Source organism: Leptospira montravelensis (genome assembly GCF_004770045.1).
GTDB classification, from domain to species: Bacteria; Spirochaetota; Leptospiria; order Leptospirales; family Leptospiraceae; genus Leptospira_A; species Leptospira_A montravelensis.
The window spans coordinates 661,981-681,575 of the sequence record NZ_RQFO01000016.1 but is presented as its reverse complement, the minus strand read 5'-3'; the positions used below and the strand labels follow the sequence as shown (position 1 = coordinate 681,575).

Below are 19,595 nucleotides of genomic sequence, written 5' to 3'. Positions count from 1 at the left end.
TTACGAACTGATAATATATTAACTTAATAATTCGTTAAATTTATCAAATATAACTTTTTTTGAAACAGGTTTAGAAAGAAAACCATTAAATCCAGCATCATTTATTTCACGTTGTTCCTCTAAAGTTACATTTGCCGTAAAAGCTATTATCGGAGTAAATCTAAATCGATCCGAGTCTATTTTGCGGAAAATTTTTAGTAATTCAAATCCATTTAAAGTCGGCATTTGAATATCCATTAAAACAATATCAAACAAATTCTCATCAAATATAGTGACAGCTTCATAGCCACCAGAGGAGAGATGTATACTAAACACTTCTTTTTCTAAGAATTTTTTTACAATAAGTAAATTTTCTTGGACATCATCTACGATTAAAACTTTTAAATTATGAAATTGTTCGTTTGTTTGTTTGAGTTGAGAATTTACTAAATTAGCAGTGGTAGAAATCATCAATGGAATTTTAAAAACAAATTCTGATCCTATACCTAAGGTACTTTTAACAGCGATATTTCCATTCATAAGTTCAACTAGTTTTTTCGAAATGGCTAAACCTAAGCCTGTTCCTCTTTGAAAAATTTGATTCGAATCATGTGCTTGGTAAAATCTTATAAATAAGTTACTAATTTTTTCCTCGGTCATTCCGATACCGGTATCTTTGACTGTAAAAACAAAATACTGATTATTTTCTAAGCTAAGTGATAAACTAACTTGCCCATTATTCGTAAACTTAAATGCATTACTCAGCAAATTAAACAATATTTGAGAAATTCTATTTGAATCCCCCTTAACAAGCAAGGGAACATCTTTTTCAATTTGTATATCAAATGTTAATGAAGTTCCTTTAGTTTTGAATTGGAAAATTTTATTTAAATCATTTAATAAATGATCGATTCTAAATTCATGCGTATCAATAGATAGAAATCCTTGTTCTAATTTTGATAAGTCTAGTACGTCATTAAGAACGTTTAATAATGTTTTATTGGCTATATTGAAAATAGATACATATTCTTTTTGTTCAGGTTTTAATTCTGATTCATCAAGTAACTCAGCCATACCTGAGATTATATTCATTGGAGTCCGAATTTCATGGCTCATGTTTGCTAAAAAATCATTTCTAGCTTTAACGGATTTTTCCATTCGTTCGATTGCCGAATTTAATTCAATTGTTCTTTCATTTACCTTAATTTCTAGATTTTCATTGAATAAAGTTAATTCATTGGTAAGTTGCTCATTCGTACTAAATGCTTCGGAGTGTCTGACTGCTAATATGATTCCCTGAGTAAAAATCATAAAAATTAAGCCATAAGAAGCCGTAAATGGTAATTGTATTTTCTCCTGAATGATTAACATATCAATTATGATTGTAACCAGAGCGACGAACATACTGCCTAATGATAACCAAGAATGTTTTATCTTTTTAGTTATCGCAAGGACATTTAGTTCGATAGAAAAGATGCTCAAAATTAATACAATATACTGAAAATGTAATACTGTATTTGAAATTGATATAGTATCGACTATTATTGCGTAAACAAAGTAGCCAATAGAAATTGTATAACAAGAAATTATGATTTTATTTTTAAATTTAAATTCGATCGGCAAAGAGAAAAAATGAACTGCTAAACTTGGTGCAAAATACATAGCACTATACTCAATTAGTAAAAAGATTTTATAATTTCCATTCGGAAAATATTCGCGTAAAATTTGTTCATTTTGTACTAATGCTCTTATTAATAAGAAAAAACATAAAATTGAAAAGATCAAACTAGACTTATCTGAATTTCTAATTAAAAAATAGAAAAAATAATATAAACTGATAATAAATAGAACACTAATTGAAAATAGGTCCGAAATTCTTCGTTCGTTTGAAATTGAATTGATGGCTTTGGGAAAGCCAAGATATATTTCTCGTCCAATTCCTCCTACCCTATGTTCAAAATTGGATTCGTGGATAACAATGTTTAGAATTTCCGAATTCGAATAAATATATCCAATCGAAGGTGCATGAACATTTTTCGAAATTTCCTTTTTTGCTCCAAACATACCCACTGATTGTGAAAGTATTCCGTTAACAAATAATTCATAAGCACCTGCATGGTAATCTACTCTCAGTAATAAAACTCTATTTTTCCATTTTTCTGGTATTTTAACTTGGAGGTAGTAAGTCGCAAATCCGGTGCTGCCTAGTTTTTTCCCATCAATTATTTTTTGGTTCCATGAGCTGGGAACTATAATGGTTTCTGATTCGGATTCAAAATCATGTAGTTGGTTTGGATTTTTAGATTCGTTCCAAAAAAATTTCCATTCACCTTTTAAATTTGCGAATTCATTTTTAACAATTGCGTCATTATGAATCGACAAATCAAGAAAACCATTCTTAGCTACCGGTGAATTTGTGTGGGATTTGAATAGGTTGCACTGCAAAAAAGTAAGTTGGCTTGATAAAAAAAGAAATAATAAGATTATCTTTCGATTTTTTAAAACCACTACTTTTCGAAAATTTGATATTAATCATTGTTTGTCTACTAGAATTACCGGATTATTCTTGAAGTACTAATTTCTCCTTAAAATGATAAAAGAATTCCGAGTAACTTAAAAGTTACTCGTTTTCCTTTCATTTTCTAGTTCTTTTTGACCACGCCAACCACCGCCAAGTGCCTTATACAAACCTACATTAGATTCTAATAGGCTATATTTTAATTCATACACTTCAATTTGGGCTTCCAAAAAGTCACGTTGAGTGAATAAAACATCTATGTAATCAATTCGGCCAGCTTTAAAGAGAATGTTGGAAATTTCAACAGATTCTCTTAGGTTTAAAACTTGTTTGGTTTTTGCTTCAAATTTCTGGTTTAAGTTTTTTATTTTTACAATTTGGTTGGTTACTTCAGTAAAAGCTTTTAAAAGTGAAACTTCATAATTGTATAAAGCTTGAATTTGAAGATTGTTTGCTGTTGCATAGTTTGCTTCAATTGCTTTTCTGTTGATGAGAGGTGCGATGATTCCACCACCTAATCCGTATGCTAAAGATACTGGAGTACCTTTGAAATGTTTTGAATTAAATGCTTCATAACCAATATTTCCATCAATCATAAGTGAAGGATAAAACCAGGCTCTTGCTACATCCACATCCAATTTTCTTGATTCTAAAATAAGCGTAGCTTGTTTGATATCAGGACGATTTTCTAAAAGATCAATTGGAACAGATTTTTGAATCTCAGGTAATGATATATCTAAAAACTCTTCTGATTTTCTTGTAATTCTTTCAGGAAATCTTCCCAATAAAAAGTTTAAGCGGTTTTCGGTGATTGCGATACGTTGGACAATGTCATATTTTCGCGCTAAATTTTTTGAAACTTCTGCCTCAAAACGTTTAACTGCTAATGAAGTAGTTCGACCTGCTTCTCTTTGAAGCACTACAATTTCTTTTACCTTGGATAATACTTCTATATAGTTTTCTACTAGAGTAAGTTGATTGTCTAAAGCGATCAATTCAAAATAAGTATCGGTAATTTCAGCAACCAAGTTTGTGACTACATATCGTTTGCCTTCAATGCCAGCCAAATAACGTAGATAAGCTGACTTAGTTGCATTTCTAAGTTTTTTCCAGATATCAATTTCCCAACTCATCACAAGTCCACCGTGGACAAAAAGTGTTGGTGAATTTGCATTTGGTGTACTAAATCTTTCTTTTTGCTCTACGCCTCCATCGGCTTGAAGGGATAGTTTAGGGAGATATTCCCCTTGTCTTGCAAAAACTTCGTTATTAGCAATATTGATTTCTTGTTCTAATATAGCAAGTTCCTGGTTATTTTCGATAGCAACGTCGATGAGTTCAATTAATTGTTGCTCTTTGAAAAAATCCTTCCAAATTTGATTGGCTAACTTTTCTGATTTTTCTGATGTTTCCCAATTTAAAAATTCTTCAGGAAGTTTTAAATCTTCTTTATCTCTTTGAAAGAGTGCAGGGATACATGAAAAATTAAGTAAAAATATAATTGGTAAAATAATTTGTTTCATTCTATTTTTTTCCTCCTTTCAACTTTTTCTTTTCTTTCTCCGACATTATGTAACTGGAATCTGATTCAGAGAGTGGCATATTATCTTCGCGATAGATTAAAGTTTTTCCTTTAGCAATGTTTGCAAAGATGATGTATAATCCCGGAACGATTACGACACCGAAAATAGTTCCGAATACCATTCCACCTAACGCACAAGCACCGATTGTATGATTTGCAATGGCACCAGGGCCAGTAGCGAATACAAGAGGCAATAAACCGGCAACAAAGGCAAACGATGTCATTAGGATGGGTCGAAACCTGGCCTTTGCCCCTTCAATCGCTGCGTCAAAAACACTTAAACCTGCTTCTTGTCTTTGCCTTGCGAATTCCACAATCAATACTGCGTTTTTACCAAGTAGACCGATTAACATAATCATTCCGATTTGTGCATAGATATCATTGGCAAGACCTAATAATTTTAATAAAAAGAAAGTTCCAAAAATTCCTGGTGGAAGAGAGAGAATCACAGAAAAAGGAATGATAAAACTTTCGTATTGGGCTGAAAGCACAAGATATACAAAGACTATTACCGCTAAAAAAATAAATATAGCTTCGTTTCCTCTCGCCGCTTCATCATAAGAGAGACCTTCCCAGCCGACTTCAAAACCTGATGGAAGATTTTTAGATGCTTCTCGGATTGCTTGGATGGCATCACCAGTTGTGTAACCTTCGTTAGGTAATACATTGATTACTGATGATGTATAAGCATTGTATCTTGTGATTTCGTTAGCACCTTGTCTCTGCTCTAGAGTTAAAAATGCTGAATAGGGAACCATTTCTCCTTTATCATTTGGTGTAAAAAGTTTTAAAATATCAGATGGTAATCTTCTGAATTCTGGCAGGGATTGAACATATACTTTAAAAAACTGGTTAAAGCGAATGAATCCTTGTTCATAAGTACTTCCAACAAGAATATCAAGATTGTCCATTGCTTCCCCAATGTTGACACCTTTTTGCATTGCAAGTTTTCGATCTAATTTTACTTCGAGTTGTGGAAACTTAGCAGAATAAAAGGAGAACAAACCTGTTAATTCTTCTCTTTTTCTAAGTTCAACCATAAACTCTTCATGAACTTTATCAAATGCAGTATAATCACCGCTATTTGTTTTATCTAACAAACGAAACATGACACCGCCAGCAGCACCAAACCCCGGTACGGCGGGCGGTTCAAAAAATTCAATGATAGCACCAAAGTTCTTTGTGTTATGTTCGAGTTCTTCCATAACATCATGAACTGAGTTTTTTCTGTCTGACCAATCTTTTAAACTGATCAGACAAGTTCCAGCATTCGAACCTTCTCCTTCAGTTAGAATTTCATAACCAGCAAGGGATGCTACCGAGTCGACACCTTCAATTTTTAATGCGACCTCTTGCAATCTGCGTGCGACATCATTTGTTTTTTCTATCGTAGATCCTGGTGGCGTTTGTATGACTGCGTAGATCATACCTTGGTCTTCGCCAGGTACAAAACCTGCTGGAACGATTTGTGTTAATAACAAAAATCCAACGGTAAAACTAAGAAGAATGGAAACGATAAAAACTTTCGATCCAGAAAAACGATGCATTAAGTTCACATATTTTTCTGTGATTTGATCAAAGTAATCATTGAATTTATTTAAGAATATATCAATCGGATTGTGTGTTTTTTTATTATGAACATGAGGCTTTAAAATCATTGCGGTTAACACAGGTGTGAGTGTTAAAGCAACAAATCCTGATAAAACAATCGAAGTTGCCATTGTAATAGCAAATTGTCGGTAAAATACTCCTACAGGTCCTGGCAAAAAAGTGACAGGAACAAATACGGCAGTCATAAGAAGTGTGATGGCTATCACCGCTCCACTGATTTCACCCAAAACATTTTTTACGGCTAGATAGACACTTTGATGATTTTCGGTCATTTTCGCATGAACTGCTTCCACAACAACAATGGCGTCATCCACAACGATACCAATTGCTAATACCATTGCAAACAGTGTGATTAAGTTGATGGTAAGACCTAAGGCCAACATAAACGAAAATGCTCCAATTAAGGAGACAGGTACTGCTATGATGGGAATGAGTGTAGAACGCCAATCGCCTAAGAAGATAAAAACTACGATGGCAACAAGTACGAATGCTTCGACAAGTGTGTGAATTACTTTTTCAATAGCTGCGTCAATAAAACTTGAGACATCGTAACTGAGTTTGTAATCCATTTGTGGAGGAAATGTTTTTTTAAGTTCTTCTAACTTTGATTTGATATCCTCGATAACTTCTTTAGCATTACTTCCTTCCGTTTGTTTGAACATAATAGCCGCAGCTGGATGACCATCCACATCGGAATAAATATTATAAAACTCACTATCAAGTTCTACTTTTGCTATATCTTTTAAGTACAAAACCTCTCCACCATTTTTTGCTCGTATGATGATGTTTTCATACTGCCCGGGTTCGTTGTACCAACCTTCATAGGTGAGAGTATATTCTAGTGATTGCGCCTGTTTTCCAGAACTTTGTCCAAGTCTTCCCGGCCTTGCTATGATACTTTGGTTATGGATGGATTTCATCACTTCATCAGTGGTTACATTATAAGCTCGCATTCGATCAGGATTTAACCAAACGCGCATCGCATATTGTCTAGTTCCCAGTATCTTTGCTTGACCTATTCCATGAATTCGTTTTAGTTCAGGTAGTAAAAAAACCGTAGCATAGTTATAGAGAAACTTTTCACTCGCATTTGGATCTTTACTATATAGGTTTACGTACAACAACATGCTAGGTTGAACAGGTTGTACAAAAATTCCTTCTAGTCGAACTAACTCAGGAACTCGATACATCATTTGATCTACTCTTGTTTTAACTTGTACTAAGGCATCGTTTGGATTGGTACCAGGATCAAATAATACTTGAATGATGGCATCACCAGAACTTGTAGATGATGAAATCATGTATCGCATACCTGCAACACCATTGATAGCTTGTTCAAGAGTAGTGATGGTTGATTGCACTAATACTTGTGCACTCGCACCGGGGAAGGATAAAGTAATGGTAACCCTTGGTGGCGCAATTTCTGGAAATTGTGATACAGGAATGTTTTTTATAGAAATTAATCCTACAAAAACAATTAACACAGATAAGACGATGGCAAGAACTGGTCTTTGGAGAAATTTAGTAAACATAAATGGTTCTCCTAATGAGCAGCTAAATCAAAACTTTTCAGAATATTTTCACGAGATTCTACTTTGTATTTAATTACATCATCATCATGAACTTTTCCAAGTCCTTCTAAAAGGATGATATCGTTCTCTGAAATTCCTGATTCAACTACAAATAAATGTGGTATTTCATTTGCAATTTTGATCTCAGTGGCTTTGATTTTACCTTTAAGATTTACTATATAAACATAGTGTTTGTCCAAAACTTCAAAGGTTGCTTTTTGAGGAATGATTAATGCATCATTTAGTTTTTCATGAACAACAACATTGCCAGTTTCTCCATGACGTAAAAGTCGCTCTGGGTTTGGAAATGTGGCTCGAAAGGGAATCGTACCAGTTTCGCTATCGAATTCTCCTTCGATTGTATCAGCGACACCTTCGTATTTGAAAAGTTGGTTATTTGCCATTAAGAATTTTACTTTTAATGGTTTATCACCTGATTTCCTATTGTTTGTAAAATTTAGGTAATCCTTTTCAGATACATTAAAGTACACCCAAAGTTTTGATATATCGGAAATAGTTGTGAGTAAAGTTCCTTCTTCGACCAAACTTCCTAAACGAACTTGGAAACGGTCAGTGATTCCAGTAAATGGTGCAGTAACAGTCGCTAAGTTTAGGTGGATTTGAGCCAAATCCATTGTTGCTTTATTTTTTTTTAACCTAGCTTTGATTAAGGATAACTCTGTTTGAGAAACTACATTTTCCTTAAAAAGTTTTTCAGTGTTTTCATATTCGATGGATGTGGATTCATACTCAGCCTTTGCTTTTTCATATTGGGCATTTACAAGCATGGGCATCACTTGAAAAAGTTTTTGCCCTTTGGTCACAACTTTTCCTTCATCCATATAAATGTTAGTTAAGTATCCTTTTTCGAAGGCTCTAATTTCGATGCGTTGGATTGCTTTTACTTGTGCTACATAATTTTTTTCAATCGTCACATCTTGTTTCCAAGGATAAGCAGCAGTTAAGGAATTTTTTTCTTCGTGATTCCGTGAGTGACAATTTGCTAAGAATGAATTTATTAAGATGATACAAGTAATAAATATAGAAAGTTTATAAGAAGATGAGTTTTTAAACTCTAAAGGAAATTTCATGGTATCCTCACTTTGTTCAATCGAATGTTGAAACAAATGATTTAGATCTAAGATCATTCGGTACCATTGACGGTACCTTTAATGGAATAAGATTTTAGAGGAATTAGAGTGGAGGAGCGCGGTTTTTGGGTTTTTCTAAACTTTCATTAGAAATTATTTTTTGCTGTTGGAACGTTAAAAATTCGGAAAAAAATTCAGCAAGTAAAGAAGTATAAGAAGTTAAAGTAGCTGGGACTTGGTTTTGATGAAAAGAATCTAATTCTGCTTCTTCTTCGCTAGTTTCGGAAATGTTGTTAATGAAAAAGCTTAAATCATAAATGCTAGATATATTATATGAATTAGTCTTTATGTCAGAGGTATGGGAGGCCGGATATCCATCCGTGTTAGTACTGAGGAAGATAAACGAGAACAGTAGAACCGAAAGTTTGCTGATCACAGTCTGTTTCATACCTCGAACCATCTACTGCCAGCCAAATCCCCGAAGAAGAATTGTCAACAGTTTAAAATAATTCTAAATTCTATTCCCATTTTATAATATGGGAAAGAGTCACTTTGGTTTTTGCAAAAAAAAAACTATTTTCCAAAAATTACAGCTTCATTTGGCAACAAAAGTAATCCGCCGGTGTCCAACTCCTTTTCAAGTTCATGGGAAGAGGTTCGGTTGCTTGAGCTAAATAGAATTTCATTTAGTACCCATTTTCTTGGATAGGAAACGCTGACAGGTTTAGATGAAAAATTTAAAAATATATAAGTTTCTTCTTTGCCATCTCTCCTTCTGTAATATAACGCTTGCTTGTCTGAACTTAATAGGATTTTTAATTTTCCTTTTCTTAAAGATTTTCTATCCTTTCTGATTTGGATTAATTTTTTGTACGTGAAAAAAAGAGAATTCGGATCTTCCTTTTGTTTTTCCACGTTTACAATATTTTTTTCTTCGTACAAAGGAAGCCAAGCTTTTCCCGTTGTGAATCCTGTGTTATCCGAACCATCCCAAGGCATTGGAATTCGTTCTGGGTCACGGCCAGGATGGAAAGGCCAGTATCTTTTTCCAACTGGGTCTTGAATTTTGTTATATGGAACTTTTTGGCGTTTCATTCCAATCTCTTCCCCATAATATAAAAAAGGTGTTCCTCTTAAAGTTAACATCATACAGGCGGCAAGTCTTGCTCTTGCAATGGTGTCTGTACCTTTTTCATACCTTGTAATATGACGTGGGAAATCATGATTAGAAAGAGTATAGTTTGGCCAATTATCTTCACCAAGTGCCGATTCAAAATCTTTTACAATTTGGTAGAATCGTTCTGCCTTCCAAGGCGAGAATAAAAACATAAAATTAAATGCAAGATGTAACTCGTCATTTCGACCACAATAAGTTGCTGGTAGTAAAACGTTTCCAGGGAAATCTTGCATGATTTCACCAACAAACATACGTTTTTCGTCATAAGAATCTAAAAGTTTACGCATACGACGAAGAATTCCATGCATTTCCGGGCGATCACGATCATAGGCGTGAACTTGTTTATCGTACGGCCTTGGTCCTTTCATAAAATAAGAAGCATTGTTTCGTAAAAATTCATCTTTTACGTATAAGTTGACTACATCTAGTCTAAAACCATCAACACCCATATCCAACCAATACTTCATCATTCTAAATATAGCATCTTCAACGTCGGGATTACGCCAATTGAGGTCTGGTTGTTCCTTGAGAAAAGAATGGAAATAGTATTCACCTGTTCTTTTGTCATATTCCCAACCGGAACCTCCAAATGCACCTAGCCAATTGTTAGGTGGACCATTATGATTTGGTTCTTTCCAAATATACCAATCTCTTTTGGGGCTATTCACAGAGGATCTGGATTCGATAAACCAAGGATGGAGGTGGGATGTATGATTGACCACTAGGTCCATGATGATTCGGATACCACGTTTGTGGGCTTCCTTTAACAACCGTTTGAATGTTTGGGTGTCACCATAAACAGGATCAATTTCTTCATAATTAGAAATATCATACCCAAAATCAAACATGGGTGATGGATATACAGGCGATAACCAAATGGCATCAATGCCAAGAGAATCTTTGGACCCTGCTAGATAATCCAATCGTTGAATGATTCCTTCTAAGTCACCAATTCCATCACCATTGGAATCTTGAAAACTACGAGGATATATTTGATAAATAACAGCTTCTTTCCACCATACCATATTAAAAATTTATCTCCATGATTCCTTGGTTTTCTTTAACTCGCGCAACAGAGAGGATTTTCTCTTTGATAGCCAGTAGTAGTCCTGTATCTTCGATTTTTTTTCCACTTTTAGTTTGAATATGAAAAGAGTCATAAGCAAAATCTGCGCTGGTTGAGATCCTAACAAAAATTACATCAAGTTCAAAGTCGAGTAATGTTTTTAGAATACGATACACAAGCCCAATAGAATCGGGAACTCTTACCTCTAACACAGAATAAGTCTCTGAAAGGTCATTGGCAAATTTCACTAATTCCTCTACCATTCCGTCGGGAATTTGTGGCAAAGTTTTCCAAATATTTGTAGTGGATGCTAAATCTTCTATATTGGTTTTCCCTTCAATACAGTCTGCCAAGGTAGTTTCAATATCAGTAATTTGTTGTTCTGCAATTTCACCACTGCCAAATTCGTCAGTAATTTGTGCTTGTAGAATGAGTTGATTTTCTTCCGTTCGAAATAATCGTAATCCAACTAAACTAAGTCCTAAAGAGGAAATGGTTCCTGACAAATAGAGTAACATTTGTTTGTCAGCATTTGCAAAAATGGATAAAGTAACGAAGGCAGGTTCTCTTTCTGCAATCATGCGGAAAGGTAACATTGAATTTTTCCATTCATATAGTAAACTAAAATGTTGGAATACTCTTCTCGGAGTATTATAATTCAAATAGGAAGAAGGTTTGATCTTCATGCCGAAGTTGACAATGTGTTCGGTCTGTTCGACGGTTAGTCCTTCTTTTTCGATCAAATATGTTTCTAAAGTGGATTCGATTCTTTCTTGGGTATCGGCTGTGATTTCTTTTTTTTGAAGATAGGTAATAGTTGATATAAATAAAAAGTGTAATATCTCTTTTTTCCAGTTGGTTAGAACTCCTTGACCAACTGACTTTGTATCAATAATAGTTAGAATATATAACAAACGCAAGGTGTTTTCATTTGAAAATTGTTTTGCAAAAGAAGAGATTAGTTTGGGATCATAAATATCTCTTTTGGAAGAGAGTTCTGACATCACTATATGTTCGGCAACTAAAAAGCGCAATAATTCAGTATCTTCTTCAGAAAGTCGAAATCGTTCTGCAATGATTAGTGCAAGTTCTGCACCGTACTGACTATGGTCTCCTTCTTTTACCTTTCCTGCATCATGGATGAGGATGGCGAGTGCAAGTATTTCAATATGTTTACATTCATTGAATACATCTTGGACTTGTCTATCTTCCCATAAATCAGCAATTAGAACATCTAACTCTCTTAAAATTAATAAAGTATGTTCATCGACAGTATATTGATGATGATAACTGAAGAGAGGAAAGTTTGTACAGGCTCCAAATTCAGGAATTAATTTTCCTAATATGTTACACTCATGCATAAGAGTGAGTGTATGCCCGATTCTTTTTTTTTGGCGTAACATACCAAGAAAAGTATCTAATACAGATTTTTGATTTTTAAAATCATCATCTATAAAATGAGAGGCAAATCGGATTTCGTTCAAATCAATGCGAGAAGGTTCTTCTTCGTTTAACTGTGATTCTGCGAAAAATTGTATAATGTCGTCATATAAACTTTCAGGATTGGACAATTCTCTTTGGATTCTTTTTTTGTTTCGATTGGTTTTTTCATCCAAATAAGTTCCAATATAGAAATACACATCTTTTTGCGCTTTGTAAAATTGGCTCATAAAAGATTCGAGAGTTTTGATTTCGTTTTTTGGTCCAAAACCTAAATATTCTGCCACTTCACCTTGTAATCCCAAATCCAAACGATCGTTCTTTCGCCCGCTAATGATGTGTAAGGCGGATCTTGTTAAAAGTAAAAAATCATAAGCTGATAATAGTGTTAAACTATCCCCTATCAAATAAAAATTAAAAATACCACCATCTGCGGAATCAGCCAGTGGATTTGTTTTTTCAATCCAATACATATGTTGGATATCACGTAGTCCCAAGGGATCGGATTTGATATTTGGTTCAGATAGTAAAATGGGATTGTAAGAATTAATGATTCGTTCTCGAAGGTAAGAGAGTTTCCAGTCATTATAAGTATTTATGGTTTTCTCTGGAATTTTTGATAAAAATTCTGATTTGTATTTTTGAAATAATATCTCGGAACCAACAAGAAATCTAGAATCAAGCACGGAATGAAACGTTTCGATTTGATCTAAATACAAAAATGATTCTTTGATTGTGCGACAAGAATGTCCTACTTCCTTTTCATTGTTGTATAAGAATGTGTTAACTTTTGAAATAATTTCGCTTAATATTTTGTCCGAAAGTTTTCCATCATGAAGATAAAGTAAATCAATGTCTGAGTAGGGAGCAAGTTCTCTTCGACCGTACCCACCAACAGCAATCAAACAAAGATGGTCTTTTAAGGAAATCCCTTCTGAAACCTCATTAAAAAGGGTGCGGATTGACTCATCGACGAGATTACTCAACTGGCGTGTAAAAAGCCTTCCTGAGGAAACAGTTTTGGCTTTTGGAAATGTCCGTTGCAGTTTTGCCTTGAGTTCTGATTTCATCATGTTAAGATGGGATTCCTACCTTATTGGACAACTTTAACATGAATCCGAAGATTAAAATCACAATTCAGTTTATTTTCAGCCATCTTTCCGCTTATCTGCTGGTTTCGATTCCCTATTTCCAATTAGTAATGAAAGATTATTATGAAGGAGAAAATGCGGTATTCCCATTGTTCCTGATTACAGCAAACGATGGAGCTGCTTGGACGAGAGCCATGACTTGGTTAATTCCAGCGCTGATCTTTCAAGCCATCTTAATGGTAAGTTTTTTGATTGTGATTTGGGATTGGTTTCGCAATCAAACTTTCGGCAAACAGATGTTTGTATTGGTCTGGATGAGGACGGTATTGGGTGGAATTGCGGCCATTTCCCCGGCTGTAGGAAGTTTGGAGGGTATGGTATTTCTGATTCCAGAAGTTTCTATTTCCATTCACTTCTATGTAGTCATCGAAATCTTTTTGCAATCACTTGTGCAGGCAGGGATTTTTCTTACCTTAGTGAATCGTGGGAAACCATACACAAAGATCGGCTAATGTCATCACCAAATAAGTTAAATAATAAATAGCAATAGAAATTCATTTACAATACAGAGAACTTAATTTATGCAAACTGATTATCTAAAATTTTTGATTAGAGTGAGAACGAAATTCAATGGTTTTCGAACTAAAGCAGTTTTCTTTTTTTTACTCTTGGTTTCTTGTGTATCCACCAATCTTTTGTTTGCTGATGGTTGGGAGTCTTCCCTTTGGAAAGATAAAACCTATCGTAACCAAAGAATTTCGAGTGCAGATCCCACCAATGGAAATGATGACTTTATTAAAATTCCAAAGAAAAAAACAGTTACAATTGCGGAAATCAAATCCAGAGGTGTGATCAAACATATTTGGATGACCCTTGCCAGTAAAGATGTAATGGCCAGAAAAAATGCTGTGATTCGCATGTATTGGGACAATCATTCTCATCCTTCCGTAGAAGTTCCATTAGGTGAATTTTTTGGACAAGGATGGGGAGAAGAATATATAATGAATTCCGCTCCACTTGTGGCGGCACCTAAAAAAGGTAAATCTATGAATTCATACTTTCCAATGCCTTTTGAATCGGGGGCAAGGATTGAAATTGAAAATGAATCTGAGGAAGATATCAGTAATTTTTATTTTTATATTGATTACGAAGAGTGGAAAGAACCTTTAAATTCCAATTTGCGTTTTCATGCACAATGGAATCGAAATACAACAAAACCTAACACGACGAATGGGAAAGAAAACGAGTGGGGTCTTCTCGGCGAAACAGAAAAAACTGTTTTTAAAAAGGAAGATTACTTCTCTGTCCTCGAAACGGAAGGCAAAGGACAATTTATTGGTCTCAATTTGTATGTGGATTCTCCCACACCACTTTGGTATGGAGAAGGGGATGATCTGATTTTCATTGATGGCAACCAAACAGAAGCCAATCTAAAGGGCACGGGAACCGAAGATGTTTTTAATACAGCTTGGTCACCAAAAGAAATCTTTATGCATCCTTATTTCGGATATCCGCGAGTATCTGATTCTGTTGGTTGGTTGGGAAGAACCCATTTATACCGATTTTGGGTGGAATCCCCTATTCGTTTTGAAAAAAATTTCCTATTCTTATTGGAACATGGACATGCAAATTCCTTGACCTTAGATTTAATCTCTGTTGCTTATTGGTATCAAGGTCTGAACCCAAAACCAATGCAGGTTTTGCCGAAAAAAGAATTCCGTACCAACAAACCGGAAATTAATTTTCGTCATATTCACAAGTGGCGGGATTCATTCCGAAGCGAAAAAGGTTATGGGGAAATTTGGGGTCATGAGTGAGATTAATACAGATGTGTTTGTAAGAGAAATTGTCTCACAATCCATCGATGCTATCGTTGTTTTAGATACGAGTGGTAAAATACTTTTTAGTAATTTAGCATTACAATCGTTAACTGGTTTTTCCGAAGACGAATTATACCATAAAACGTTTTCTTTTCTTTTTCCTCCAAATGAAAAAGGAGAACAAAACTCAATAGAAACCTTTGTTAGTTCTAAAGATTCACACTATATAGCTGGATTTTTAAAAGAACTGGAGCTTGTCACCAAACCCAAAGGAACCATTCCTGTAGAGATCCGCGCTTTTACCATTCACAATGATAATGAAATGTACTATGCGGCCATCATTCGTGATGTTCGTGAACGAAGAAGATTGGAAGAACAAAAAAATGTTCTGATCAATAGTTTGAAACGTTTGGCTTATATGGATGAACTCACCATGTTGCCGAACCGACGTTCCTTTTCCGAAAGTTTACAGAAAACAGTGGCCACTGTCAAAAGACGCAATCGGGAATCGGTCCTAGCAGTCCTTGATATCGATCATTTCAAGGTCATTAACGATACCTACGGTCATGACATTGGAGATTTGGTTCTCAAAAAAATGGCCAATATCTTTGTGGATTGTCTCAGAGAAGAGGACACTGTGGGTAGGATTGGGGGAGAAGAGTTTGGTTGTATCCTTCCTGATACAACCACAGAAGGAGCGACCATTGTCCTGGACCGCCTTCGCGAATCCGTAGAAAGCCATCGTTTTTTTATTTTTGATAACTATTACCTCAACATCACCCTTAGCATTGGTTACACCAAGGTGCATCCTCTCCAAAAACCAGAGGAAATTTTAAAGTTAGCGGATATTGCGCTCTACCAAGCCAAGAACCACGGTCGTAACCAGATCCAAGTCTACCCAGTGTGACATAATTTTAGCAGAATCTAGCAAACTCTGCTAAAATTCCAAGCTCTATTCTTCTTCCTGCTTGACGAAAAAAACCCAAATCCGTAAACTTTAAGCATAGATTAGCACTCTAATCATCAGAGTGCTAAAGGAAGTGCTAAGAAGGAAATGGATCTATCCCCTAGACATCGATCTATTTTGAAAGCTTTGGTTGAGGAATTTGTATCGGACAACAAACCGGTAGGATCCAAAACCCTTTCTGAAAAATATGATATCGGAGTCTCACCCGCTACCATTCGGTCCTGCCTCGCAGAACTAGAGGAGATGGGTTTTATTGTGGCAAGACATACTTCGGGTGGGCGTGTTCCCACAGAACGTGGTTACCGGTTGTATGTAGATAGTTTGGTGACTCTATTTGAGTTAACCATGCGAGAGAAACAAAGGATCCAGGAAGAGTATCTGAGGATGCAATTTCGATTGGACCAAGTTCTTATCGCCACATCCAAAGTTTTGGCTTCCCTTTCGCAATCAGCGAGTGTGGTTCTCGGACCTGAAGGGTCACTGGATACACTCAAACATATTGAACTCATCCATGTAAATGGTGGAGAGGTTCTGATGATCCTTGTTATGCGGTCAGGTACTGTGCTTAATCGGAATATATTTTTCGATTACCACATCTCTCAAGAGACTTTGTACCAAATTTCAAGGTATTTGAATGATAACGTCAAAGGTTTTGATGTTCATGAAATTCAAAGTAATCTGATCCCTCAGATGATGATACAAAAGGAAGGTCCGGAAGGATTTTCTTTATTTGCACCATCAATTGCGAGAGCAATGGGAGCAGATAACCAGTCAGTTGATAATTTATATATCGATGGATTGAAAAACCTTTATGAAAACTTTAAGGATGAAGAGGAACAATTAGAAAACATCCTGCATCTATTTGATGAAAAACAGTTCCTCAAAGACTTTTTTAGCGATTATGTTCCTATGGATGGTGTTTATACCATTATAGGAAAAGATGGTAATGAAAAGTTAGGTGGTGTTACCATCATCGCAACTAATTACCGCATGGGTGAAAAGAGGATCGGTTCTATGGGAATCATTGGTCCTCAGAGGATGAATTACAACAAGGCATTACCTTTGATTGAATTCACTTCAAAGTTAGTTTCAGAAATGATTACGAAATTGAGTAGATAGTAGGAGGAAAAATGGCAGAAGAAACAAACGGGTCCGTTGATGAACAAAATGTGTCGGTCGAAGAAGGACAGACCATCTCGGATGAAGCCATTGAACAAGCGGTAGAAGGTGCTGAGAAAGAACTCGATAACGCTAAAAAGGAAATCGAAACTTTAAAAGATTCTTGGTTAAGAGAACGTGCGGAGTTTCAAAACTACAAACGTAGAACCGCAAACGACTTGTTAAATGCAAGAAAAGAATCTATCAAAAAGTTTGCGGAAGGACTGACAGGTGCTTTGGACAATTTGGAACGAGTATCCAATGTTCCGAACCAAACACCCGAAGTAATGGCTTTCGTAGAAGGAATCAAGATGGTTCAAAAGGAATTTTATTCCGTATTGGAAAAAGAAGGAATCAAACGTTTAGATCCGAAAGGAATGCCGTTTGATCCTATGCTTATGGAAGCAATTGCTTCTGAGGAAAGTGCAGAGTTTACAGAAGAGACTGTTGTGGAAACTTACCAAGCTGGTTATTACCATGAAGAAGGTGAAAACAAACAATCGATTCGTCCTGCACGTGTGAAAGTGGGAAAACCACAAAGTTAATATTAGTAAGAAGGAGAAGTTTATGTCTAAGGAAAAAATTATAGGTATCGATTTAGGAACCACTAACTCTTGTGTGGCGGTTATGGAAGGTGGAGATCCTGTTGTCATTCAAAACTCTGAAGGGGCAAGAACCACTCCTTCTATTGTTGCTTTTACCGCAAAGGGTGAAACCATTGTAGGTCAGTTCGCAAAGAACCAGGCAATTACGAATGCAGTAAACACAATCCGTTCTGCGAAACGTTTTATCGGTCGTCGTTTTAACGAAGCTGGTGACGAATCCAAGATGGTATCTTACAAAGTGATCCGTGCTGGAAATGATGGTGTGAAATTTGAAACCGTTTCTGGTGAATTCACTCCACAAGAAATTGCGGCTCGTGTTCTTCAAAAAATGAAGAAAACTGCGGAGGACTTTCTTGGTCATGAAGTAAAAAAAGCAGTAGTAACTGTTCCTGCTTACTTCAATGACGAACAAAGACAAGCAACAAAAGACGCAGGTCGTATTGCAGGTCTCGAAGTAGAACGTATCATCAACGAACCAACAGCGGCAGCACTTGCTTATGGTTTTGATAAGAAAAAAACCAGCGCAAAGATCGCCGTATACGACTTAGGTGGTGGAACCTTTGACGTTTCTATCCTAGAACTTGGTGACGGTGTATTCGAAGTAAAATCCACAAATGGGGACACTCATCTTGGTGGTGACGACTTTGATAACGTGGTCATGCAGTGGATGATCGATGAATTCAAAAAACAAACGGGAATTGATATTTCTGGAGATAAAAACACAGTACAACGATTGAAAGAAGCTGCTGAAAAAGCTAAAATCGAGTTGTCTGGAACTTCTTCCACTCAAATCAACCTTCCGTTCATCACAGCTGATGCTTCTGGTCCAAAACATTTGGATATGACACTCACCAAAGCAAAGTTTGATGAAATCACAAGATCTCTTGTAGAAAGAACTCGTATTCCATGTATCAATGCATTAAAAGATGCAGGTCTTTCTGCTAGCGAAATTGATGAAGTTATCCTTGTGGGTGGATCAATTCGTATCCCTGCGGTGCAAGCTCTTGTAAAAGAAATTTTTGGTAAAGAACCAAACAAATCTGTGAACCCTGATGAAGTGGTAGCCGTTGGTGCTGCGATCCAAGGGGGAGTTCTTGCAGGTGATGTTACTGATGTATTGTTACTTGATGTAACTCCACTTTCACTTGGGATTGAAACTCTCGGTGGTGTGATGACAAAACTCATCGAAAGAAACACAACCATCCCTACTAGAAAGTCACAAGTGTTCTCTACTGCTGCGGACAGCCAAACAACAGTTTCGGTTCATGTATTACAAGGGGAACGTGAGATGGCTAGTGCTAACAGAACCCTCGGTCGTTTTGACTTAGTAGGAATTCCATCGGCACCAAGAGGAGTACCTCAAATCGAAGTAACATTTGATATCGACGCAAACGGTATCGTCCATGTATCTGCGAAAGATTTAGGAACAGGAAAAGAACAAAAGATTCGTATTGAATCTTCTTCCGGACTCTCTGAAGAAGAAATCAAAAAGATGGTAAAAGATGCAGAAGCACACGCAGAAGAAGATAAAAAACTTCGCGAAGCGGCTGATACTAAAAACGAATTGGAAGCTATTGTTTACCAATTAGAAAAAACCATCGGTGAATCTGCTGACAAACTCGACGAATCAGAAAAACAAAGAGCACAGGACGAAATCAAACGCGGCCGTGAAGCTATGGAATCTGGTGACGTGGAAAGAATGAAAGCATCTCGTGATTCCATCCAAGAAGTCGCAATGCAAATTGGACAAAAGATTTATTCACAAGCGGGTCCTGAAGCCGGTGCTCCTGGTGCAGACCAAGCTGGTGCTGCGGGACAAGGTGCAAGTGAGTCTTCTGCCGGTGGCGAAAAGGTAGTCGATGCGGATTACACCGTAGTTGATGAAGATAAAAAATAAATAGAGAAAAAGAAGTAAAACT

Annotated in this window: 13 protein-coding genes; 6 read left to right on the top strand and 7 right to left on the bottom strand. The window is 36.0% G+C overall.

All coding sequences use genetic code 11. The annotated features are described in order from the left end of the window. Nucleotides 1–18: 18 nt before the first annotated feature. From EHQ31_RS13490 to EHQ31_RS13460, 7 genes are all read right to left on the bottom strand, one after another. Complete coding sequence (locus EHQ31_RS13490) at nucleotides 19–2,361, bottom strand: ATP-binding protein (RefSeq protein WP_135582932.1); 2,343 nt, start codon at nucleotides 2,359–2,361, stop codon at nucleotides 19–21. A gap of 231 nt (nucleotides 2,362–2,592) precedes the next feature. Next, complete coding sequence (locus tag EHQ31_RS13485; RefSeq protein ID WP_135572867.1) at nucleotides 2,593–4,020, bottom strand: TolC family protein; 1,428 nt, start codon at nucleotides 4,018–4,020, stop codon at nucleotides 2,593–2,595. A 1-nt stretch (nucleotide 4,021) separates the two neighbouring features. Then, complete coding sequence (locus EHQ31_RS13480) at nucleotides 4,022–7,222, bottom strand: efflux RND transporter permease subunit (protein ID WP_135572869.1); 3,201 nt, start codon at nucleotides 7,220–7,222, stop codon at nucleotides 4,022–4,024. Between the two features lie 11 nt (nucleotides 7,223–7,233). Then, complete coding sequence (locus EHQ31_RS13475; RefSeq protein WP_244247383.1) at nucleotides 7,234–8,409, bottom strand: efflux RND transporter periplasmic adaptor subunit; 1,176 nt, start codon at nucleotides 8,407–8,409, stop codon at nucleotides 7,234–7,236. A gap of 46 nt (nucleotides 8,410–8,455) precedes the next feature. After that, entirely contained in the window at nucleotides 8,456–8,800 is a 345-nt protein-coding gene (locus EHQ31_RS13470) for a hypothetical protein (protein WP_135572871.1), read from the bottom strand. 125 nt (nucleotides 8,801–8,925) lie between these two features. After that, nucleotides 8,926–10,554, bottom strand: coding sequence for a glycoside hydrolase family 13 protein (locus EHQ31_RS13465; RefSeq protein ID WP_135572873.1), 1,629 nt, complete (start codon nucleotides 10,552–10,554; stop codon nucleotides 8,926–8,928). 1 nt (nucleotide 10,555) lies between these two features. After that, on the bottom strand, nucleotides 10,556–13,108 hold the full coding sequence (locus EHQ31_RS13460; protein ID WP_135572875.1) for a [protein-PII] uridylyltransferase family protein: 2,553 nt from the start codon (nucleotides 13,106–13,108) through the stop codon (nucleotides 10,556–10,558). Nucleotides 13,109–13,146: 38 nt separating this feature from the next. On the opposite strand from EHQ31_RS13460, the gene EHQ31_RS13455 reads away from it, so the two are divergent. From EHQ31_RS13455 to dnaK, 6 genes are all read left to right on the top strand, one after another. Next, on the top strand, nucleotides 13,147–13,638 hold the full coding sequence (locus EHQ31_RS13455) for a hypothetical protein (RefSeq protein ID WP_135572877.1): 492 nt from the start codon (nucleotides 13,147–13,149) through the stop codon (nucleotides 13,636–13,638). Between the two features lie 69 nt (nucleotides 13,639–13,707). Beyond that, on the top strand, nucleotides 13,708–14,943 hold the full coding sequence (locus tag EHQ31_RS13450; protein WP_244247382.1) for a glycoside hydrolase family 172 protein: 1,236 nt from the start codon (nucleotides 13,708–13,710) through the stop codon (nucleotides 14,941–14,943). Beyond that, nucleotides 14,936–15,853, top strand: coding sequence for a sensor domain-containing diguanylate cyclase (locus EHQ31_RS13445; RefSeq protein WP_135572879.1), 918 nt, complete (start codon nucleotides 14,936–14,938; stop codon nucleotides 15,851–15,853). Before EHQ31_RS13450 ends, EHQ31_RS13445 begins: the two co-directional genes overlap by 8 nt. A 147-nt stretch (nucleotides 15,854–16,000) precedes the next feature. Beyond that, a complete protein-coding gene (gene hrcA, locus EHQ31_RS13440; RefSeq protein WP_135572881.1) occupies nucleotides 16,001–17,032 on the top strand; it encodes a heat-inducible transcriptional repressor HrcA in 1,032 nt (343 codons plus the stop codon). A gap of 11 nt (nucleotides 17,033–17,043) precedes the next feature. Then, nucleotides 17,044–17,616, top strand: coding sequence for a nucleotide exchange factor GrpE (gene grpE, locus EHQ31_RS13435; RefSeq protein WP_135572884.1), 573 nt, complete (start codon nucleotides 17,044–17,046; stop codon nucleotides 17,614–17,616). A gap of 22 nt (nucleotides 17,617–17,638) precedes the next feature. After that, complete coding sequence (gene dnaK, locus EHQ31_RS13430; RefSeq protein WP_135572886.1) at nucleotides 17,639–19,573, top strand: molecular chaperone DnaK; 1,935 nt, start codon at nucleotides 17,639–17,641, stop codon at nucleotides 19,571–19,573. Nucleotides 19,574–19,595: the final 22 nt, after the last annotated feature.

Excerpts from the sequence above, each read along its gene's own strand:
- EHQ31_RS13485 (WP_135572867.1), bottom strand. The coding sequence starts at position 4,020 with ATGAAACAAATTATTTTACCAATTATATTTTTACTTAATTTTTCATGT.
- EHQ31_RS13480 (WP_135572869.1), bottom strand. The coding sequence starts at position 7,222 with ATGTTTACTAAATTTCTCCAAAGACCAGTTCTTGCCATCGTCTTATCT.
- EHQ31_RS13475 (WP_244247383.1), bottom strand. The coding sequence starts at position 8,409 with ATGATCTTAGATCTAAATCATTTGTTTCAACATTCGATTGAACAAAGT.
- EHQ31_RS13470 (WP_135572871.1), bottom strand. The coding sequence starts at position 8,800 with ATGAAACAGACTGTGATCAGCAAACTTTCGGTTCTACTGTTCTCGTTT.
- EHQ31_RS13465 (WP_135572873.1), bottom strand. The coding sequence starts at position 10,554 with ATGGTATGGTGGAAAGAAGCTGTTATTTATCAAATATATCCTCGTAGT.
- EHQ31_RS13460 (WP_135572875.1), bottom strand. The coding sequence starts at position 13,108 with ATGATGAAATCAGAACTCAAGGCAAAACTGCAACGGACATTTCCAAAA.
- EHQ31_RS13455 (WP_135572877.1), top strand. The coding sequence starts at position 13,147 with ATGAATCCGAAGATTAAAATCACAATTCAGTTTATTTTCAGCCATCTT.
- EHQ31_RS13450 (WP_244247382.1), top strand. The coding sequence starts at position 13,708 with ATGCAAACTGATTATCTAAAATTTTTGATTAGAGTGAGAACGAAATTC.
- EHQ31_RS13445 (WP_135572879.1), top strand. The coding sequence starts at position 14,936 with ATGAGTGAGATTAATACAGATGTGTTTGTAAGAGAAATTGTCTCACAA.
- hrcA (WP_135572881.1), top strand. The coding sequence starts at position 16,001 with ATGGATCTATCCCCTAGACATCGATCTATTTTGAAAGCTTTGGTTGAG.
- grpE (WP_135572884.1), top strand. The coding sequence starts at position 17,044 with ATGGCAGAAGAAACAAACGGGTCCGTTGATGAACAAAATGTGTCGGTC.
- dnaK (WP_135572886.1), top strand. The coding sequence starts at position 17,639 with ATGTCTAAGGAAAAAATTATAGGTATCGATTTAGGAACCACTAACTCT.